The 20,773-nt window shown below is 37.5% G+C and carries 15 protein-coding genes; 6 read left to right on the top strand and 9 right to left on the bottom strand.

The genetic code is table 11. From position 1 onward, the window contains the following. Positions 1–25 precede the first annotated feature (25 nt). Entirely contained in the window at positions 26–1,582 is a 1,557-nt protein-coding gene (locus V7783_RS12965) for a tryptophan halogenase family protein (RefSeq protein ID WP_335679074.1), read from the top strand. 2 nt (positions 1,583–1,584) lie between these two features. On the opposite strand, the gene V7783_RS12970 is transcribed toward V7783_RS12965, so the two are convergent. Further along, entirely contained in the window at positions 1,585–2,265 is a 681-nt protein-coding gene (locus V7783_RS12970; RefSeq protein WP_335679075.1) for a DUF6445 family protein, read from the bottom strand. Between the two features lie 361 nt (positions 2,266–2,626). Between V7783_RS12970 and V7783_RS12975 the strand changes: the two genes are divergently transcribed. Next, positions 2,627–3,331 carry a SapC family protein gene (locus V7783_RS12975; RefSeq protein ID WP_335679076.1) on the top strand — a complete coding sequence of 235 codons (705 nt, stop codon included), beginning with the start codon at positions 2,627–2,629 and terminating at the stop codon, positions 3,329–3,331. A gap of 124 nt (positions 3,332–3,455) precedes the next feature. Continuing rightward, on the top strand, positions 3,456–4,496 hold the full coding sequence (locus tag V7783_RS12980; protein ID WP_335679077.1) for an isoaspartyl peptidase/L-asparaginase family protein: 1,041 nt from the start codon (positions 3,456–3,458) through the stop codon (positions 4,494–4,496). 17 nt (positions 4,497–4,513) lie between these two features. On the opposite strand, the gene V7783_RS12985 is transcribed toward V7783_RS12980, so the two are convergent. From V7783_RS12985 to V7783_RS13010, 6 genes are all read right to left on the bottom strand, one after another. Continuing rightward, complete coding sequence (locus tag V7783_RS12985; protein WP_192542896.1) at positions 4,514–4,678, bottom strand: DUF2496 domain-containing protein; 165 nt, start codon at positions 4,676–4,678, stop codon at positions 4,514–4,516. Continuing rightward, positions 4,671–4,943, bottom strand: coding sequence for a late competence development ComFB family protein (locus V7783_RS12990; RefSeq protein ID WP_335679116.1), 273 nt, complete (start codon positions 4,941–4,943; stop codon positions 4,671–4,673). Before V7783_RS12990 ends, V7783_RS12985 begins: the two co-directional genes overlap by 8 nt. A gap of 79 nt (positions 4,944–5,022) precedes the next feature. Beyond that, a complete protein-coding gene (locus V7783_RS12995) occupies positions 5,023–5,643 on the bottom strand; it encodes a primosomal replication protein (protein ID WP_335679078.1) in 621 nt (206 codons plus the stop codon). A gap of 1 nt (position 5,644) precedes the next feature. Beyond that, positions 5,645–6,421 carry a sulfite exporter TauE/SafE family protein gene (locus tag V7783_RS13000; protein WP_335679079.1) on the bottom strand — a complete coding sequence of 259 codons (777 nt, stop codon included), beginning with the start codon at positions 6,419–6,421 and terminating at the stop codon, positions 5,645–5,647. Beyond that, positions 6,421–8,496, bottom strand: a complete 2,076-nt coding sequence (gene dinG / locus V7783_RS13005; protein ID WP_335679080.1) for an ATP-dependent DNA helicase DinG — start codon at positions 8,494–8,496, stop codon at positions 6,421–6,423. The genes V7783_RS13000 and dinG overlap by 1 nt, the downstream gene beginning before the upstream one ends. Before the next feature lie 83 nt (positions 8,497–8,579). Continuing rightward, positions 8,580–10,313: a tetratricopeptide repeat-containing sulfotransferase family protein gene (locus tag V7783_RS13010; RefSeq protein WP_149982807.1), complete on the bottom strand. Its 1,734-nt coding sequence runs from the start codon at positions 10,311–10,313 to the stop codon at positions 8,580–8,582. Positions 10,314–10,422: 109 nt separating this feature from the next. On the opposite strand from V7783_RS13010, the gene V7783_RS13015 reads away from it, so the two are divergent. The 3 genes from V7783_RS13015 (at position 10,423) to V7783_RS13025 (ending at position 17,621) form a co-directional block, all read left to right on the top strand. Continuing rightward, positions 10,423–12,789 carry a DNA polymerase II gene (locus V7783_RS13015; RefSeq protein ID WP_335679081.1) on the top strand — a complete coding sequence of 789 codons (2,367 nt, stop codon included), beginning with the start codon at positions 10,423–10,425 and terminating at the stop codon, positions 12,787–12,789. A 261-nt stretch (positions 12,790–13,050) separates the two neighbouring features. Beyond that, the gene (locus tag V7783_RS13020) at positions 13,051–15,912 is read left to right on the top strand and encodes a TonB-dependent receptor domain-containing protein (RefSeq protein WP_335679082.1); all 2,862 of its coding nucleotides are present in this window, start codon (positions 13,051–13,053) and stop codon (positions 15,910–15,912) included. 185 nt (positions 15,913–16,097) lie between these two features. After that, positions 16,098–17,621, top strand: a complete 1,524-nt coding sequence (locus V7783_RS13025) for a tetratricopeptide repeat-containing sulfotransferase family protein (protein WP_335679083.1) — start codon at positions 16,098–16,100, stop codon at positions 17,619–17,621. Positions 17,622–17,714: 93 nt separating this feature from the next. Here V7783_RS13025 and V7783_RS13030 read toward each other — a convergent pair whose 3' ends face one another. Together V7783_RS13030 and V7783_RS13035 are read right to left on the bottom strand one after the other, a co-directional pair. Continuing rightward, positions 17,715–19,505, bottom strand: a complete 1,791-nt coding sequence (locus V7783_RS13030; RefSeq protein WP_335679084.1) for a putative 2OG-Fe(II) oxygenase — start codon at positions 19,503–19,505, stop codon at positions 17,715–17,717. A 53-nt stretch (positions 19,506–19,558) separates the two neighbouring features. Beyond that, positions 19,559–20,749 carry a DUF547 domain-containing protein gene (locus tag V7783_RS13035; RefSeq protein ID WP_335679085.1) on the bottom strand — a complete coding sequence of 397 codons (1,191 nt, stop codon included), beginning with the start codon at positions 20,747–20,749 and terminating at the stop codon, positions 19,559–19,561. Positions 20,750–20,773 lie beyond the last annotated feature (24 nt).

Genomic DNA, 20,773 nt, shown 5'->3' on the forward strand with positions numbered 1-20,773 from the left:
TTCGGGGCTTTTTTGTGAGAATACTATGGATAAAAAAAATATAAGGGATGTTGTCATTTTAGGTGGTGGGACAGCGGGTTGGCTTACTGCAAACCATATTGCATCTCACTATAAAGAAAGCATAGCAGCCGGCAACCTTTCAGTAAGATTAATTGATTCACCAGATGTTGCGACGATTGGTGTGGGTGAAGGTACAGTGCCAGTAATAAGAGAAACACTCAAAAGTTTTGGGATTTCAGAAACTCAACTATTAGTGCAATGCGATGCAACATTTAAACAAAGTATCAAGTTTGTAGATTGGACTTATAATCCTTCAGAAAAAGCCAATAATTTCTATCATCATTTATTTGAATACCCACATTTAGGGAATAATTCAATAAATGCATTTTGGCTGCAGAATAAAGGTATATGTCCTGATCATTATGCTTCCTGCGTATCAATACAGCATGACATATGTGAAGCAAACTTAGCCCCTAAAAATATTCAAACTCCAGAATATGGTGGCATTGTTAATTATGCATATCACTTAGATGCAAGTAAATTTACAGAGCTACTAAAAGAAAATGCGATTAATAATTTAGCTGTGGAACATACTCATGCTCATGTGTCTAACGTAAAGCTCTCATCTGATGGTTATATTTGTGAGTTAGAGCTGCTAAATGAGGGCGTGGTTAGTGGTGACTTATTTGTTGATTGTAGTGGCTTTGAAGGAAAGTTAATAAAGAAAACACTTAATGGCTCATTTGTAGATAAGTCAGATGTTCTATTATGCGATACCGCACTGGCAATACAAGTTCCTTATGAAGAACACGAAAAAATTATTAAACCTTATACGGTAGCACATGCGAAAAATGCCGGGTGGATTTGGGATATAGGTTTAACTACAAGAAGAGGGGTAGGTTTAGTCTATTCTAGTAACCATATAAATGAAGAAGGCGCTTATAAAGAACTAGCAAAGTACCTAGGCAAAGAGCCTGTTGATGCGCGCAAAATACCTATGCAAACTGGGTATCAAAAAAAACCGTGGTTAAAGAATTGTGTTTCAATTGGCTTATCGCAAGGGTTTGTTGAACCGCTTGAGGCAACAGGGCTACTTGTTTTTGATATGACAGCAAAAATGTTAGCAACGAAGCTCCCAATTAATTTTAATGAGATGCAAAATATTGCCAAAGATTATAACCAGCAAGTAGGTGCAATTTGGGAAAATATTATTGATTTTATTAAACTACATTATTGCATTTCAAAGCGAGATGATACGCAATTTTGGCTTGATAATCGTGATGAAGCAAATATTCCAGATGGCCTTTTACAAAAACTAAAATATTGGCATACCCATATTCCTAGTCAGTTTGATTTTGAACGTACGACGGACCTTTTTAAGCTCGAGAATTACTTATACGTAATGTATGGTATGGATTTTGAAATTGATAGAAATGCAATCGCGCAGAGGTATCCAAATTTAAGTTCAGCGACAGCTCATATCAGTAAAATACATCAGGCAAGTATACTAGCAATGAAGAGTTTACAGGGGCAGAGAGATTTACTCATTAAGATTAAACAGCATGGTTTAGGGAAAATATAAATTTAAGTAATATTGTTATCAAACGAGATAAAGGAAGTAATTGTTAGGCGGCCTTTTGTTATTTCATTATTTAGTTTACATTGCGGTGGAATAATCGCTGAGTGTAGTACATTACCAGGGTATATGAATAGTCTAGAAGGCTTAGCTTTACAATATGCTATTAGCTCATAATACTCATTACCTTTTTCAATATAGCCACTTAACTTAGCTTGAAGAGCTTCTTCTTTTGCTATTTGATTAAAGCTCTCCTCTGTTTCAAAATTAATCCTTTCAAGGTTTGTTTTTCTGTGTGAAAATAAACCTGTGCCGCCAAACTCTTCATCACATAAGTAGTGCACAATAGCTAGTTGGTTGTTCTTAGTTCCATCATAATGAGGGATTTTTTGTAATTGCGATAATTCTTCATTGGGTGTTTGAGCAATCGCATAATTTGAATTTAAAGATTCAATTTTAGAACCTTCTAAATTAAAATGCTTGACTATTTTTGGTAATATACTTTCAATAAATGTGAAATATTGAGGAGTTACTCTTGACCAAATTCCTGGATAATAATTCAGTGCCTTGATCCAGTCACCTTTATAAAAACTTGCGCTCTTTTTCCAGAGTTCACAACCTTCATAAGGTAGGTCAATAATCGCATATGGATTGTTTCCTACTTTAGTTTTTTCAAGCTGGATATTCAAAAAGTAGAGCCTCGATTAATTGATAGAAACACACCATATTTAACTTAAATATGGTTCAGTTTTGACTGGGCCATTAATAGGTACTTTCTTCGATTGCAAATTACTAGCCATAAGTTAAGAAAAACTGAATTCGGTATATGCATTAGTATTTAGATACTACTTAATTCTATATTTTTTTGTCTATAATTTAAAGTAACTTGTCTGACAGCTTTCTAAAGATAGCTACATTAAGCTCCTTATGTTTAAAATGATACGATAACTGCAAATTGCAACAAACATTTCACTTCCATTTTTGTGGCAAAACCTTTAGCCTTAGGTCACTAACAGCAAAAACATAATTAATATATAACGGAGCAGTAACATGGCGGAGCAACAAGTACAGCCTTTACACAACGAAAAACATGCCAACACTAAAATTCAAAATGGCATCAATGTAGAATTTTTAAAAACTCAACACTTAGTGCCAGTTGTTGCACATGAGTTTGCGCGTGTAGCAAATGAGTTCCCTATGTCTTTCGTTAAAAATAACGAAACAGGTCAATTTCAAGCGGTAGCAATGTTTGGTTTAGAGCCAGGCGAGAACCTTTTTGTACAAGATGGTAAATGGACTGCAGCGTTTGCACCTATGGCAACGACTCGCTACCCACTTGGTTTAGTTAAGCACCCGCAAGAAGATCAATACGGTATCGTAATTGATGAAGCAAGCCCATTAGTGGGTGAGGCTGAAGGTAATGCACTCTTTGAAAACGGTGAAGAATCTGATTACTTAAAGCGTCGTAAAGAAGCATTAGTATCGTTCATTGAATTTTCTCATGTAACAGAAGCGTTTACTAAGTACCTTGCAGATATAGAGCTTTTAGTGGCACAAACACTGACAGTAGATATCAAAGGCGAGAAAAAAGACATTAATGGCATTTACCTTATTGATGAGAAAAAGCTTAACGAATTAAGCGACGAAGAGTTTTTAGATCTTCGTAAGCGTGGCTACCTAGCACCGATTTACTCATTCCTAACGTCTACGCATCAAGTAGCGCGTTTAGCTCGTTTAAAAGCGCAACAAGCGTAATTTAAGCGAACTATCTAAAAAGCGCCTTTTGGCGCTTTTTTTGTGTCTTTTATCTGGTTAGGGTTGTAATTTTACGTAAGTTTATTCACATTGGAGGTACTTACTTTCAACACAAGTTACCGGTATGAACAAGTCACTTTTTACTGCGCTTATAAGCGCTGCATGTATTACCCTAAGTACGTCTGCATTGAGTGCGCAATCGTCTAGCCCATTCGCGATTGCAATCCATGGTGGTGCCGGCACGATTGAAAAAAGCCGTTTTACTCCTGAACAAGACAAAGCCTACCGAGCGAAATTACAAGAAGCAGTTGAAACTGGCTACAAAGTGCTTGAGCAAGGCGGAGAGAGCTTAGATGCTGTTACTGCGGCAATTAATGTGCTGGAAAACTCCCCGTATTTTAATGCTGGCCGTGGTGCGGTTTATACTTATGATGGCAGCCATGAATTGGATGCGTCTATTATGGATGGTCGCGATCGTCAAGCCGGCGCTGTAGCTGGGGTTAAGCATATAGAAAACCCAATTAATTTAGCACGGCTAGTAATGGAAGAATCAGTGCATGTTATGCTCAGCGGCCAAGGTGCTGAAGAATTTGCTAAAGAGCAGGGCGTTCCACTGGTCGAAAACAACTTATTTGATACAGAAAACCGCTACAAAGCTTTGTTAAAAGCCAAAGAAAAATTAGATAAAGCAAAAGCCACCAGTAAAGATTATCAGGCCGCACATCAGGCATTACCGGTGAACTATAAGATGGGTACGGTTGGTGCAGTTGCCCTTGATAAAAACGGTAACTTAGCAGCAGGCACATCAACCGGTGGTATGACGGCGAAACGCTTTGGCCGTATTGGTGATGCGCCAATCATTGGTGCTGGCACCTTTGCTGAAAATGAGTCATGTGCAGTGTCTGCCACCGGTCACGGTGAGTATTTCATTCGTTATAATGTGGCGGCTGATATTTGCGCACGGGTTAAATATCAAAATAAAACCATTGTTCAAGCTGGCGATGAGGTAATTAACGATGTACTAAAGCCGATAGGTGGCACCGGTGGCGTTATTATTGTTGATAATAAAGGTAATATCAGCTTACCGTTTAATACCAGTGGTATGTATCGCGCGAGCAAATCGAATACGCAGGCTACTTATGTGGCGATTTTTGATGATGAGTAATGCTGGGTTTAAGTTAATTACTCAGTGCTGATGAGCTGGTCACGTTTTTGTTCATAATCAGTTTTAATAATTTCCAGTGCGTTTAGTACATCTTTTGGAGCAACCTCGTGTTGCTCCAAAAGCATAATCAAGTCAACGGCAAGTTTTACATGAGTCGGAGCTTGTTCGAGTTCTTTAGTCATCTAAGTTCTTCTTTTTTGCGATTTGGCTGATCGCGACGTCAATCGCTGTGTTGGCTCGCTCTTGCATATGAATGCGTTCAACTTGCGGTAAATAAAATTCCATATCAACATCATAGCGAATATAACGCGCTGGTAGCTGGTTCAGTACAGTGCAACAAAAATCAGCCATAACGTCTTCATTATAGCTTTTTTCAAGTTGTCGTTTAATGATTTCTTCAATCACTATTTTTTCATAATAGTTGTGGATGTCGTCATGTAATCGCACTTGTTTATTCACTGTTAAAAGGTCACGTTAATTTAAGTTTATACTAGGTATAGAGATAAATCGAACAATCCACTTCAGCTTAGCGCAACTGTTGTTTTTCGACTTGCTGAATTTTTTCTTCCGTAGCCGATATCGCTTTGCGACAACGCCCAAGGCGCCCGTGTAGTGCTAAGATCTCAAGATTGATAGCTTTGGCTTTTATAGGCCCTACGTTTTGCATTTTAAGTTTACACTCTTCAACCATCAACACTAATCGGCGTTCGAATTCATGATTTTGCTTCAGCTCATCATATAACTCATGTGCTGGCTGCATGATCTGTTTTACAGCTTGTTGATAAGGTGCAGCCTTATTTATGGGTTTATTACGGGGTTTGTAGGTGCTTTTATTTTCTTTTTCCCAAATAGGGGTAGATTTAATTACATTAAACACCGCCTGCACCTGATTACCAATTCGCTCCAGTGCATAATTATGAGCATGGCGACGTTCTTGTGGTGGAAGGCTGTTTACTTCATCTTCAATTTCTAGCACGTAGTCTACGAGCTTCATACTTTTAGTAGTAAAAACACCACGGTCAAATAGACTCGGTTGTGCTTGCATGTAGCGGTTTTTAGCAAATAACTTGGCTTTATCAAACTGCTCAGCGTGCTGCTTTAAAGTAGCAACCTGTTGGCAAAGTTTATCAAAAGACGCTGTACTCATATTATAAATACGCCTCGTAAATTAGCTTTAACGCTAAAATAATGACCACAGTATTGAAAACCGGACGAATGAATTTGCTGCCGAATCGAATTGCAGAGTGGGCTCCTAACCAAGCACCAAACATTAAAAAGAAGCCCATAGTAATGCCTAGTAGAAAGTTAACATGACCAAGTGCAACAAACGTTATTAAAGATACAAAGTTTGAAACAAAATTCATCGAGCGAGCAAGGCCACAGTTAAGTAATAGGCTCATTTTATACAATAAGCTATTTGATGCAGTCCAAAAAGTGCCGGTGCCAGGGCCCGCTAAGCCATCAAAAAAGCCTAAGCTTAAACCTTGCAACCATTGTTTTACTTTAGTTGCTCTATTTAGTGGCGGAAGGTTGTCGTGCTCAACAGTGCTTAAATTACCAAACAGGCTATAACAAGCGACTAAAATAATGACGATAGGTAATAGTTTGTTTAAAAACGCAATGCTCAGGTAATCAACAATAAGTGTGCCTATTAATGCGCCAATGGCGGTTGCAATAATTGAAGCCGCCCAAAATCGTGGATTAAATAGTTGCTTACGAAAGTAAGTAACACTTGCCGTGAGTGAGCCAAAGCTTGCAGCAAGTTTATTGGTGCCCAGTGTTAAATGTGGTGGCAGTCCAGCGGTTAAAAGCGCGGGTACAGTTAACATACCGCCGCCACCGGCCACAGCGTCTATAAAACCAGCGGCAAGCGCAACGGCACAAAGAAGTGCCCATGTTGTTGGGTCTAGTGCAAGTTCAAACATTAATAATCTATTTGTCTTTTAAAGGGTGGTAATGTGTCCAGCATGGCTTTGCCATAGCGCTTGGTCACTAAACGGCGATCGAGGATTGTGATCCGACCTTGATCGTTCTCTTTACGCAGCAGTCTACCACAGCTTTGCACTAATTTCTTGGCTGCATCGGGCACTGTGATGGATAAAAATGGGTTGCCACCTTTGCTCTGCACAAATTCAGCTTGTGCCTCTTCGATAGGTGACGTCGGCACGGCGAATGGAATTTTAGTGATCACTAAATTTTCAAGGTATTTACCGGGCAAATCAAGTCCTTCCGACAAGCTTTGGGTGCCAAATAAAATACTGCCTTTGCCAGCATCAATATTCTTTGTGTGTTGTTTTAACAGTGCTTCACGAGACATTTCACCTTGCACCAAAATATCAATATTTTTTGTACGCAGTGCCTTAACAACATGATCCATTTGCCAGTACGAAGCAAATAATACTAAATTAGCTTGTTGGCTATTTAGGTGTTCAGGTAATACTTTGGCCAGATGATCACTAAATTCTTTATCGGTCGGCTCGATGTGTGATGTTGGTATGTGCAAAGTGGCTTGATTAGGATAATCAAACGGAGAAGGTACTTTTAAGTATTTTACACCTTCTTCTTTAGTAAGACCGCTTTCGTAAGCAAAATGATCGAATGAGCCAAGTGCAGTCAGGGTCGCTGAGCATAAAACCGCACCGGCACATTGTCGCCACAGTTTATCTTTTAAATAGTAGCCAACTTCAATAGGGCAATCGCTGAGTAGATGGTCGTGATGGTTTTTGTATTCTAAACGCTTTATCCAACGTGCATGTGGTGTGCCTTCACCCTTGGTGGCGTAGCTATACCAAAGTTTGTTTAGTTGCTCTAAACGATTAATGTAATGACCGCTTTCGCCTAAAATAGGATCGGCAACATAGGGTTTGATATCACCATCACTGACATCTTGTACTAAGGTATCGTGCATTTTATTTAAGCAGCGCAGAGCATCGAGGGTCGCCTCGCTGATATCTTTGGCTTTAGCGTGTAACGATTCAGGTATTTCACCATGTTCAAATCGGTATGTATCGTCTTTTGAATAGTTAAAATCGGCATTATCCAAAATATCGCGAACAACTTTTAAGTCTTTATTGGCATCATTAATACTGTCACAGAGCTTAAAATTTTGCCCAATGGCTTTTTGACCTACTAATACTTTGGCCATTTTGCCACTAAATTTAGTGAGTTTATCAAGCCAATCAATGGTGCCTTTAATCGTCGCTGCGGCAGATGAAAAGTCACGCGTAATATGAGCAAGATGATGAGCTTCATCAATAACGTAAATACTATTATCTGGCTCGGGCAAAATTTTCCCGCCACCTAAATCAAGATCAGCTAATAATAATGAATGGTTAATCACTAATACATCCATTTGCATCAAGCGTTGACGAGCAAGTTGAAAAGGGCAGGTTTGATGTGCTTTCATTTGTCTTTGACAAGCATGTTTATCGCAAGCAATTAATCCCCAAACGCGATCAGGGATAGTATCTGCCCAGCTGTCTCGATCGCCTTGCCACTTTTTATTGGTGTAAGCATCGTAGAGTTGCTGCAAACATTTAGTTTCCATCGCACCCAGTGGCGAAGTAAGGGTGGGCATAAAGTCCATTTGCGTTTGATTATCACCGTTGACAGCATTATGTAGTTTGTGAGCACATAGGTAGCGCTGGCGGCCTTTGACTAAATCAAACTTGAAATCAAGGCCTGAATGTTTTTTAAAAAAGGGGAGTTCTTTACTTATTAATTGCTCTTGAAGGGCTACCGTTGCAGTAGAAATAATTAACTTCTTTTTTTGTGCAAGCGCCAGCGGTAATGCGCCTAAACAATAAGCCAGCGATTTACCCGTACCAGTACCAGCTTCAATAACGCAGATCCGCTGTTTTTTGTGGTACTCGCCCGCCAGTGTTTTTGCAATTTCGGCTACTAAGTAATTTTGGCTACTGCGAGGGCGATAATCACTGAGGTTATCGGCCACATGCTTGTGAATTTTTCTTATCGTCGTTTTTAATGCATCAGAAAGCATGGGTTAATAACCTAAAGTATGTATATAATCACAGTGTAACGAATTTTAGAGGTATCCTTGAACAACCACAAGCAGCTTGTTCGTTATTTCAAACTTTTAATAAGAGGTGCTAGGTACTCTGCATAGTTTCGCCAATCAGTAAGTGCTTCTTTGTAAATTGGCTTTCGGACTTGTTCTGAGCTTGGTGTTAGTACTGGTCGTTGGTTATTGTAAAACTCATAACATTGTTTATTGGATTCTAATCCACAATAGGTAAGTAATTCATTGATTGTAGATTCAAAGTTATTAATTATATTTTCATAATTAAGGATGTGCATACTGCCGGGATATAGCAAATGCCAATGTGCCATTAACTCTTTATGTTCATTAATATGTGATGCGAGATCTTGTAGATCATAACTATAGTTATGTCCTTCAGAAAATGAATGTTTATATAGGCTCCAAGCAATAGCTTCTTTTTCACGACGCACATCAATTATCTTTGCGTTTGGGAACAGTGTTTTTATTAATCCGATATGATTGAAGTTTATTGGCTGCTTATCAATAAAATATTGGTTACTGCCACGCAGCGGCTTAATAAAATCTAAGTAGCGCTGTGCATATTTAGCTACTTGCGCTTGATTTAAATTATTAAGATTATATGGGACGGTGCTATTTATGTTGTTAGCTTCTAATTCTTGTGCGATAGCATTGATTTCTGTTAGTTCATAGCTTGCATCCACATTGGGATGGCTTGCAATAATTTGTTCAACGAGTGTTGAACCACTTCTAGGCAGACTAACAATAAAGATTAAATGAGAGTAATCAGTTGTAGGTTTTGGAAGTTCCTTTAATAAACTCGGTGTTATAAATTTAATGCAGCGCTGTTGAAATTGATTTTTTTTATAAGGTGTGAGTTGCTTGTGAATATTATTTCCAGACTGCAATTGCTTAAACGCTTCATGATATGATTTATTTTGGTCGTAAGCTTTTGCTAATGAAAAATGAAGTTGTGCTGTATTAAGATTGTTAACAGCTTGTTTTAGCTGCTCAACTAAGTTTGTTATTTCAGTTTTTGAAAAAACATAGGTCTTTAAATTTGCAAGACTCCAGTATGCTTCTCCAAGATTAGGAGTTATTGTTAAAGCTTGATGATAATAGCTAATGGCCTTTTCACTGTTGCCGAGTATTTTTTCTATATTACCTAATCTTAAATAGCATAAAGATGGATGATAGTTTTCTCTTAAAAGAGTGGTATAAAGATCACTTGCTTCTTTAAATGCCATTTGTTTCACGTAAGCCGCTGCCACTAAACTTTTTGCATGCTGAGAAAAACTCCCTAGATGTTGCGTATCTTTATAAAAATGAACTAGCGGTGAAAATTGTTTTGTATAATAAAGAGCTTCAGCGTAAGCGTTATGGACAGCTGGTTTAGTTTTATTTAGTTGGATATTATGTAACGCTATCGCAGAATAGGTTTGTAAATCGCCAACGCGAAAAGCTATTTTCCCAAGTAAGATAAGTGCTCTAAACTCATTTTTAACGAGCTTAAGTAGCTCTTGTGTTATATTTTCTGCGCGTTGTAAGTCATTTTTTTGAAAATAACTATTAGCTAAGTCTAATTGTTGATTAAACCAAGCGATCATTTCAAATTGTTTTTGGGCCTCTTTGCTTTGAGTATCTTCATTTAATGACTGATGAATGTTGGCTAATAAAGACCATGCACTGTGATGCTCAGGAGCAGATTGGATTAGTGTGAGTAATAGGACTTTAGCCTGCTGAAGCTCTCCTTGTTTTTGTAATTGGTGCGCGCGATTTATTATATCTAGTGGCTTCATAGTCAATTCTTCAGATTTTCTATTTAGAGTATCTTAGATACGCAATAAAGTATAATTGGTTTTACAGTTCGGTTGTTTCATATTCTATTTTATTAAGGTAGTAAAGTTAATGTATTTGGATTCAGGTTTCATACTTTCAAAAGAAACTTATGACACAGCAACAGGCATTAACTTTATTATTTGGCTACTGACCCCTACAGGCCCGTTAAAAGTAGTAACTCAGTCTGAAACGTTATTGTTCTTTATAAAAGCAGTCGATCAAAACCGTGCACAAGCATTATTAAATCACCAACAAGTTGATGGACGCTTAGAGCAAGTGGAGTTAAAAAACTTCCAGCAGCAACAAATGATTGGTTGCTACTTCACTGCTTTAAAGTGTTATTACCGTGCCGCTAAATTACTCAAAGATAATGGGGTGACTGTTTATGAAGACGATATACGACCGATAGACAGGTTTTTGATGGAGCGGTTCATCAAAGGAGTTGCGTGGGTACGAGGAGAGTTGTCTTATAGTAATAACCAGCGCACATTAATAAATGCGCAACTTAAAGCACATCCTCTTACGACAGTAAACTTTAAATCAGTATCTTTAGATATAGAGTGTGATGGTGAGGGAGTCCTGTTTTCAATAGGTTTAGTTGGTAATGGATTAGACCATGTATTAATGATTGGTGAGCCTCAAGCTAATAAGGGGTCATTTTTCTCAATAACTTGGTGTGTAGATGAAATTGATTTATTAATACAGTTACAGTATTTGATTCAAAACAATGATCCTGATGTAATTATTGGTTGGAACGTAATAGAGTTTGATTTTACGGTTTTATATAACCGTGCTGAAGCGCTCGGTATCGTACTTAGACTTGGCCGCCAGAATGGAAAAATGCAGTTAAGGAAAGGGCATTTTACCCGATTAACCATACCTGGCCGAGTTGTAATCGATGGCATTGATACATTAAAAAATGCTACTTATCGTTATGATAGTTTTAGCTTAATGAATGTAGCAGCAAAAGAGCTTGGGGAGCAAAAAACTATAACCTCTGATAATCGCTTATCTGAGATTATTAGGCAATTTAACGAAGATAAGTTGTCGCTAGCTAACTATAATCGACAGGATTGTCTGTTAGTTCTCCGATTATTTGAAAAATTAAATTTATTAGATTTTACTGTAGTAAGAAGCCAGTTAACGGGACTTGAACTCGAGCGAATGGGTGGCTCCGTGGCAGCTTTTACTAATTTATATTTACCGTTATTACATCGTAGCGGCTATGTCGCACCGAATACAGGCGATCATGGCTTATCGTTTGAAAGCCCAGGCGGTTTTGTGATGGAGTCAATTCCAGGGCTGTATAAAAATGTTATCGTGTTAGATTTTAAAAGCTTGTATCCATCAATTATGCAAACGTTTTGTATTGATCCGCTTGGGTTAATTCGCGGCTTAGAGGAGCCTGATAACGCGATTGCAGGTTTTAAAGACGCTTTTTTTTCTCGCACTGAACATCACCTTCCTAATTTAATAAAAAAGTTAGCCTCATCACGGCAACACGCAAAAAATACTGCTCAGCCCATGCTGTCGCAAGCTATAAAAATCATCATGAACAGTTTATACGGCGTGTTAGGCTCAAAGGGGTGTCGTTTTTACGATCCACGCTTATCAAGCTCTATTACTTTGCGTGGTCATGAAATAATGCAAACCAGCAGATTGTGGATCGAAGAGCTTGGTTATACTGTTATTTATGGTGATACCGATTCAACATTTGTGAGCCTACCAGATGAACTTGATTCAGATAACTGCAAAGAAATTGGCAAGCAATTAGCTAATACTATTAATGAAAAATGGCAGCAAACAATAAAACAGCGCTTTGCGACACAAAGTTATTTAGAAATAGAATTCGAAACACTTTATAGCCCATTTTTTATGCCGACTATCCGTGGAAAAACCACCGGTTCAAAAAAACGTTATGTTGGCCAGGTACAAGGAGATGATAAAAAAGAATTAATTTTCAAAGGTATGGAAACCGTGCGAAGTGACTGGACAGAATTAGCGCATGAATTTCAAACCGAACTATTTGAAACTTTATTCAGCGACAGTTTTACTGTTGAAATGTTAACACCCATTATTGAAAGTTACATTACCCGTTTGTATGCTGGGGAATTTGACGACAAACTCGTATACAGAAAAAAACTCGGCCAACACTTGGCTGATTATCAAAAAAATATCCCTCCTCAAGTCCAAGCTGTCAAAAAATATCAAGCAACTCACCCTGAATTTGTCATTAAGAAAGGCCAAATTGTTGAATATGTGTATACCCATATTGGTGCAGAGCTCTATGCAAACGTGCAGCAAAGCCAGACAAGCCAAAAATATGATTATGCAATTTATGTCGAAAAACAACTCAAACCAATCGCACAAATGATCCTTCTTCCCTTGAATAAAGATTTCAACTCGTCCAATAAGGCACAATTACAACTTCTTTAGATAATTCCAAATACCAGTATTTTAAATAATTTGTTTCTAAAAAGTGTCGCTAATATTATTGTTGCTAATCAAGCTTCATTCGTGCTGCTTTTCAGTACATTCAGAATTTAACTGTTATTTTAATTAAATTAATGTGAACAACTGTTGGCAACTTTGGTTTTTTTGTTTAAGATGAATGTGCGGTTGCAACATAAATGTTGCGATAGTTTACAAAAATCCAAATAAAAACAATCCACAACATAGTGGTCCAGGGAGAATCAAATGTTAAATAATAAAGTTTCAAAGGCCGTTCGCTTGGCGATCGCTTTTGGTGCAGTATCGTCAGCTGCATTTTCAGCAAATTCATTTGCTGCAGATGAAGATACCGGTGCTGAAAAAGTTGAACGTATTGAAGTAACAGGTTCACGTATCAGACGTACAGATATGGAAACAGCTACACCAGTGCAAGTAACAACAGCAGAAGATATTGCTGTTTCAGGTTTTACACGTATCGAAGACATGATGAACAGTCTTCCTCAGTTAGAAGCTTCTAATACTGCATTTCAATCTAATGGTGCTACCGGTACAGCAACACTTGACTTACGTGGTATGGGCTCACAGCGTACACTAGTTCTTATTAATGGACGTCGTATGCAAGCGGGAGGTATTTACACACAATCTGCAGATATCAACCAAATTCCAGCAGCACTAATTAAACGTGTTGATGTTATGACTGGTGGTGGTTCATCTACTTACGGTGCCGATGCGGTAGCAGGTGTTGTAAACTTTGTAATGAATGACCAGTTTGAAGGCTTTGAAGTCAATGTAGGTACATCTGCATATCAACATGATAACGATAATGACTACATCCAAGGTTTAATGGATGATAAAGGCTTTGAATACGAAAGTGGTAACACAGGCTTTGACGGTTCATCTTTCGATTTTGCCGCGACCTTAGGTGGTTCATTTGATGGTGGTAAAGGCCATGCAGTTGGCTACTTTACTTATAATCGTCAAAATGAGTTACGCCAAGGTGCACGTGATTACTCATCTTGTGCACTAAGTGCAACAGGTACGTCATGTGGTGGTTCAGGCAATGCTGTTAACCCTAACTTCTATATTTCGGCACCAGATGCAACAGGAGTGGTTGACTTCGGTGATTATGAATATTGGACACTAGGCCAAGATAGCAGTTTTGTTTCTGGTGATGGTAACTTATATAACTATGCGCCAATCAATCACTTTATGCGCCCAAGTGAGCGTTACACATTAGGTACTTTTGCTAATTATGAAATTAATGATCACTTCCAACCATTTATGGAAGCAATGTTCATGCGTAATAGCACAACAGCTGCAATTGCTGAGTCAGGTACTTTCTTTAACGATAATTACTTAATTGACTTTGATAGCCCTTTACTTAATGACACTCAACGTCAACAGCTTACAGATCGTTTTGGTTTAGCTTCTGGTGACCAATTTGCAACTTATATTGGTAAGCGTAACGTTGAAGGTGGCGCACGTGCTGATACGCTAGAGCATAGCTCTTTCCGTATAGTGCTAGGTAGTAAAGGTGAAATTACCGATTTATGGTCATATGAAGCGTTTGCTCAGTATGGTTCTACTTCATCATCATCAGCATATGAAAACGATTTCTTCGGCCCACGTATTTCTACGGCACTTTCTGCAAATGGTGAAGATTGTGCAACAACTGATGGTTGTATTCCTTATGAGGTATTCCAATACCAAGGTGTGACAGCTGAATCAGCAAAAGCACTAACAGGTACTGCAATACTTAACGGTGTAACTGAACAGTTTATCTTAAGTGGTTTCGTTACTGGTGAGTTTGATTTTGGCCTACCTTCTTCAGATTACCCTATAGCTGCTGTATTTGGCGCTGAGTACCGTGAAGAAAAATTTGGCCGTACTGCTGATGAAGTTTATGCGCAAGGTTTATTGCTTGGTCAAGGTGGTACTACTAAGAGCTTAAACGGTGAATATGATGTTACTGAGTTCTTTGGTGAGTTAAGTCTTCCAATTGTTGAAGGTGTTACAGGTGTTGAGAGCTTATTAGTTGAGCTTGGGTACCGTTGGTCAGATTATAGTACTTCAGGTTCAGAGCCTACTTACAAAGCTGCTGTAAACTGGGATGTAACGAGCGATTGGAAAATCCGTTCGAGCTATAACCGTGCAGTACGTGCGGCAAATAATGGTGAGTTATTCGCACAGCAAAGCACAGGTTTATGGCCAGGTGAAGATCCATGTGCAACAGCTACGCCTAGCTTAAGCGCTACAGAGTGTGCTAATACAGGTGTAAGCGCAGCTCAATACGGTAACATTAATAAGAGTCCTGCAGATCAATATAATGGTTTCTTCGGTGGTAATCCAGATCTAGCGCCTGAGATTGCTGATACGATTACACTAGGTGTTGTTGGTAACCCGTTTGAAGATTTCAATTTTTCAATTGATTACTGGGATATTGAACTTGAAAATGCAATAGGTAGTATTGACCCAGAGATTATCGTAGAGCAATGTGGTAAGTCTGGTGACGCGGCATTCTGTGATAACATACAACGTACACCAGGTAGTGGTAGCCTTTGGATTGGTTCAGGTCAAGTTGTCGCAACGAATACTAACCTAGGTAATTTACATTACGAAGGTGTGGATTTAAGTGCAAACTACAGTATGGATGTAGCTGGCGGTACGTTATCTACAAATATTATCGGTACGTACATGCTAACTAAAGAGTTTGATAATATTCCAGGTGTTAGTGAAGTGTATGATTGTGTGGATACATTAGATAATGGCTGTTTCCCACAACCAGTATGGCGTCATGTATTAACTGCAAATTATGATACAGGTAGCTTCTGGAGAGCAACAGCTAAATGGCGTTATTTTGGCGCTGTTAGCGATTACTCAGGTACTGATACTTTAGTACAGGATGGTATCGGTTCACAAAGCTATTTAGATCTTAAAGGTTCATTTACTATCAATGACTACACTTCATTATTAGTCGGTGTGAATAACGTACTAGATAAAGAGCCGCCAATGGTTGGTGGTACGCTATCTACCAATGGTAACGCAGTTGCTGGTTTCTACGACACATTAGGTCGTTATTTCCACGCAAGCGTTTCTTTGAAGTTCTAATTTCAATAGAATATTGTAAAATAAAGCGAGCTTAGGCTCGCTTTTTTTATGAGGTGAAAATGGTATCAGGAAAAGAAAAATTAGCCGTTGCAGTACAGTTTTTAAATGCAGGCAATATTGAAAGTGGTAAGTCTTTATTGATTGAATTAACACTTGACGCTAAGGTCGCTGAGCAAGCACTAACCTTGTTATTTAAAATTGCAATGAAGCAAAATAATATTAATCAAGCTAAATACTATTGCTTACAGCTTATTAATAGTTGCTCATCTAAATTTGATTACGTGTATACACTTGTACAGCTTTATTTATCAGATAATGAGTATAATCTCGCGATAAGTGCATTAGAAAGCTACTTAGCACTTTTCCCCAATCATGATAGAGCCCGTTTAGAACTTGGAGTTTTAGCAAAAAAGGCAAATCATAAAGAGCTGGCAAAAAAACACTTACTCGCCGTAACTAATTCTAGTTTAGAAAATAAATATACCGCTCTAACTGAGCTTGCAACTGTATATTCAGAGCTTTATCAAGATCATAAAAGTGCAGTTAACTGCCTTAAAGAGGTTATAGAGGCAGAACCAAGTAATATTCAGGCACATTTTAATTTAGCGAATATTTTTGAACAGCAAGGCGCAAAACAAAAAGCAAAATTTGCATTCTATTCAGTATTGTCTATTGATCCTAAACATAGTTTAGCACTTGCCCGATTAGCTGATTTAGATACATTTGATGAAGTTTCGGCCTTAGCATACGAACAGCGAAGTTTAGAGCTTTTAAAAAATGAAACAAATGATGTGCTATGCGCTGATTTACATTATGCGTTAGGGAAGGTCTTTAATGATATTAAAAATTACTCAAAAGCATGGGGTTACTACACTAAAGCAAATAGTTTTAACCAAAAATATCTGCCTAAATATGATCGTAATGCGATTGAGCAAGTTACCGAACATACTTTAAACCGTTCTCACTGTATGCATCAAGCACCTGCTTCTGAGCAATTAACGCCTATTATTATTTGTGGCATGTTTCGTTCAGGCTCTACATTAATTGAGCAAATACTAAATAGTTGTTGTGATGTTAGCGCTGGTGGAGAAATTACTTATTTACATAGCCAATTATTTAATTTAGTTGGTAGTAAAAATGATTTTTTACATAAAGTGAAGTCATGTGAATTTAGTAAAGGCTATCACAGTGAATTAGCCTTACGTGCTAAAAATACAAGTTTAGTTACAGATAAGCGGCCTGAAAATTACCTTTATATTGATGTTATTAAAAGTTTATATCCGAATGCAAAAATCATTTGGACAGAACGAGATATAAGAGATAACAGCTTATCTGCATATTTTCAGCATTTAGGACCTAATTTGAATTATGCGACAGACCTAAATGATACTATTCATCATTACGAGCATCAGCAAATTATAAAAAAGCATTGGCAAAGATATTTTGATAAAGATATCTTTACGCTCGAGTATGACCAATTAGTTGTTTCTCCAACAGCAACACTGCAAACTTTATTTAACTTTTTAGGTTTAGCTTATCAGGGGGAAGCAGATACTTTTCACCAACAAAAAAATTACGTCAGTACAGCGAGTGTATGGCAAGTACGCAAGCCATTATATAATACCTCATCAGGACGTTACTTAAATTATTTGCCATTTATTGTGGAATGTATAGAAAATGGAGAATATAAAGATTTACTCAAAAGCTAAAGCTGGTTTTTATGCTTAACTGTTGATTTAATTACACGTGTTTATAGTAGTACATACGCGCTTAATTAAACTATTAATATTGGTTATGCCTCTTTATCTTAGAGGCATAATATCGCAAGGTATAGTTAAGCGGGGTTGGTTACTTATAAGCTTGTGAGTGCCATGCCATATATAGCTAGGAAAAATGATGATCTGACCGGGTTCAGGGCAAACTTCCATGGCTATTGCTTCTCTCTGACCTAATTCTAAACTTGTTTCTCCAAGTTTTAACCAACCACTTTTAGTAATATCACTGTTATTCATTTCATCAGGTATCGAAATATAACTTGGTGCGGATAACCAACCATGAGGATGAATATGATTCGCATGGTAACCACCATGATCAAGCTTTACAGACCAGCTTCCTTTAGTTGTAAAGCGGTGTTGATTTCGAACAAGTAATGGATGAGTAGGATCTTTTGGTAACGCCATTAAGTAATTGTTGATACATGACGTCATAGATTTTTTGAATAAATTTAACAACTCATTAGAGCGGTAGAGCAGATGCCCAGTAGTTTGACTACCACTGCGAACACTTTGATCTAAAGGCTGTTTATCGTTTGTATGCAGATTGAGCAATAAAGACTTTAAATCGTCATTAAAGTTTTCAATTGACTTGTAACCTTTCGGGGGCGGTAGTTCCATTACTCTTACAAATTGCTGATAATTGGTGAGCCAAAAATACTTTTCATCATTTAATAAGCGCCATGCCGTGCTTAAGTAAGCCCACAACTCTTGATTATAAGGATTAAACTTTATCGCTTCTTCTAGGTGTTTTACAGCAAGTTTATATTCATGATTTTGAATGTAAAAATTGCTAAGGTCTACTGCATATCGTGCATTTTCTGGAGCCTGCTGGACAAGCGTATATAATATATTGAAAGCCTGCTCATGTTCACCGAACTTATCCAGTACAATGCTATAAGCATGCTTTAAATCTAAATTGTCTTTAAATAGATTGACAGCCTGAATTGATATTTTCATGGCACTTTCAAGATCATTAATTTGCAATAATTGCCCAATTTGGGAGTGAATTAATACTGGATTTGCAGGGAATTTTTTGAGAGTTGTCTGATAAGAACTCATTAGTGACGATTTAGCTGATTTTTCCCAATAGAGTTTATTTAGACTCTCATGAGCTGGTATATAGTTTGGAGCTTGTGCTAAGCATTGTTTTAAGTATATTTCCGCATAGTCTAATTTTTTTAGATCATAGTAAGTACAGCCAATTACATAGTTAAGCTCGGCGCTTGAGTGGATTTTATCGAGAGATAAAAATAAGGCTAAGGCCTCTTGAAATTGGCCTAAATTACGAAAATTGCATGCGCGCTTATATTTAAAGTGAAACTGTTCAAATATAGCTTCGGGTAACTGTTGAAATTGAAGTTCAATTTTTTCTAGATCACCAAGCGCTTCATACAATGCTATTTGTAACCAGTGAAAGCGAGTAAGTAGCTCATCGTTGTAGCTAATCTTATTTAGATGGTGTTTTGCTTGTATTAAATGTTCTGTTTGGATCAAGCTCTCAATGTAATTAAAATATGCCTTTTGTGTTTTTAATGCTTCTGTTGAATTTTCACACCAGTTCATACACTCTAGGTACTTACCAAGCTTACATAGTAAATTTGTATAGTTATCTATAAGAGCATGATTAAGAGGGTGTAATGTTAAAGCTTTGTTATAGCAAAGCTCAGCTTCATTATAGTTATTGAGTGCGGCTAGGGTAAGGGTATATAACATATACCAGTCCGCTGAGTTTGTTTTATTAGAATTAAGAATTTCTATTACTTGTAAATACTGCTTATTATTGAAAGCACTGAAGGCTTGTTGAAGGTAGTTAATCACATCGACACCCTGTTTTTAGTTTATGGTAACAGGGTGTACGAAAATGTGAAGTTCTATTGCTTTTTATCTTCTAAATCTTTAATTTTGACTGAGCCACTATTATCCTTTTTCTTCAAATTAAGACTTTTAATCTTCTGAAGTACCTCTGGTGAAAAGCGACCATAGTCAGTTGTATGCGCTGTTATGGAGTCTGATAAAAAACCTAAATTTGTTGCGCCTATACCAGAGTTAGCTCCCTCGCCTCTTTGTACCGGTGACGCTGAATTATCTACAACCGCATTAAGCATAGCTGCGGGATTTGTAGCAGTACCTGCACCAAATACACGTTCTGAACCATATAAGTCCGTAATGTTCCAATTTTCTATATCAACATTAAAACGTTTTGCATATTTAATGTCTGAATTTATCGGCGACTCTGCATAATCAATTAGATGTGCGCGCAAATCTTTTTCAAAATCATCAAACAATACTTTCGTTTGATCAAAATATTTCGAAACATAGACACGATCTTTATTTTTTATCATTACACCACGGTTAGAATTCACAAACTCTTCACCATTTTCTGCTAACTGATGATAAACTTTGCTCCCTTTATATGCTTCTGAGCGAATATTAGGGCTACCGATATTACCTTGATAAAAACCATACATTACTATAACTTTCTTTTTACCGAATTTCTTAAAAACAATATTCTGTTGTATATCATTTAATGATAATTGATGCCCTGCGACAGTAATAAACTCTTCCTCTAAAATAGATTTATCACCGAACAAAAGATCTTCGGTGTTTCTAACAGGGTAGTGAGAAATGAGTTTCTCAAGCATCGCAGTATTGTATAGGTTTAGCCAATAGGCTAATTGCTCATCCAAACTTAGATCATTGAGAGAAATTTCATCCGGTAAGCTTTCTAAGCTAACACGAATTTTATGAAATCCATCTTTTAATGAAGACTTCGTAACCTCTTCAAAGTAAAAGCGATTAGCCTCTAAGGCTGTATCGTTATTCTTGTGTGCTTTCATCCTTGTGCCTATCGAAGATTGTGAATTTCGTTTTGATCTATCAGACTTGCCAAGGTCAATGACAGTTAATTCAAGAAGGGCATCTAAATCGTCATATGAGACTGTTATGTCTCTATTTAAGCTAAAATCAGAAAATTCATCTGGAAGTTGATAAAAGTCTTGAGCAGCTGATACAGCTGATATTGAGTTATAAATGCCAGCTATGAGTACTATATATTTGAGCATAAGTTTTCCTTTTTTTACTTTATG

The organism is Pseudoalteromonas sp., assembly GCF_036960685.1.
In the GTDB taxonomy this organism is placed as follows: domain Bacteria; phylum Pseudomonadota; class Gammaproteobacteria; order Enterobacterales; family Alteromonadaceae; genus Pseudoalteromonas.

What these genes read in the sequence shown, in the direction of transcription:
- V7783_RS12965 (WP_335679074.1), top strand. Translation starts at nt 26, where the DNA reads ATGGATAAAAAAAATATAAGGGATGTTGTCATTTTAGGTGGTGGGACA.
- V7783_RS12975 (WP_335679076.1), top strand. Translation starts at nt 2,627, where the DNA reads ATGGCGGAGCAACAAGTACAGCCTTTACACAACGAAAAACATGCCAAC.
- V7783_RS12980 (WP_335679077.1), top strand. Translation starts at nt 3,456, where the DNA reads ATGAACAAGTCACTTTTTACTGCGCTTATAAGCGCTGCATGTATTACC.
- V7783_RS12985 (WP_192542896.1), bottom strand. Translation starts at nt 4,678, where the DNA reads ATGACTAAAGAACTCGAACAAGCTCCGACTCATGTAAAACTTGCCGTT.
- V7783_RS12995 (WP_335679078.1), bottom strand. Translation starts at nt 5,643, where the DNA reads ATGAGTACAGCGTCTTTTGATAAACTTTGCCAACAGGTTGCTACTTTA.
- V7783_RS13000 (WP_335679079.1), bottom strand. Translation starts at nt 6,421, where the DNA reads ATGTTTGAACTTGCACTAGACCCAACAACATGGGCACTTCTTTGTGCC.
- dinG (WP_335679080.1), bottom strand. Translation starts at nt 8,496, where the DNA reads ATGCTTTCTGATGCATTAAAAACGACGATAAGAAAAATTCACAAGCAT.
- V7783_RS13010 (WP_149982807.1), bottom strand. Translation starts at nt 10,313, where the DNA reads ATGAAGCCACTAGATATAATAAATCGCGCGCACCAATTACAAAAACAA.
- V7783_RS13015 (WP_335679081.1), top strand. Translation starts at nt 10,423, where the DNA reads ATGTATTTGGATTCAGGTTTCATACTTTCAAAAGAAACTTATGACACA.
- V7783_RS13020 (WP_335679082.1), top strand. Translation starts at nt 13,051, where the DNA reads ATGTTAAATAATAAAGTTTCAAAGGCCGTTCGCTTGGCGATCGCTTTT.
- V7783_RS13035 (WP_335679085.1), bottom strand. Translation starts at nt 20,749, where the DNA reads ATGCTCAAATATATAGTACTCATAGCTGGCATTTATAACTCAATATCA.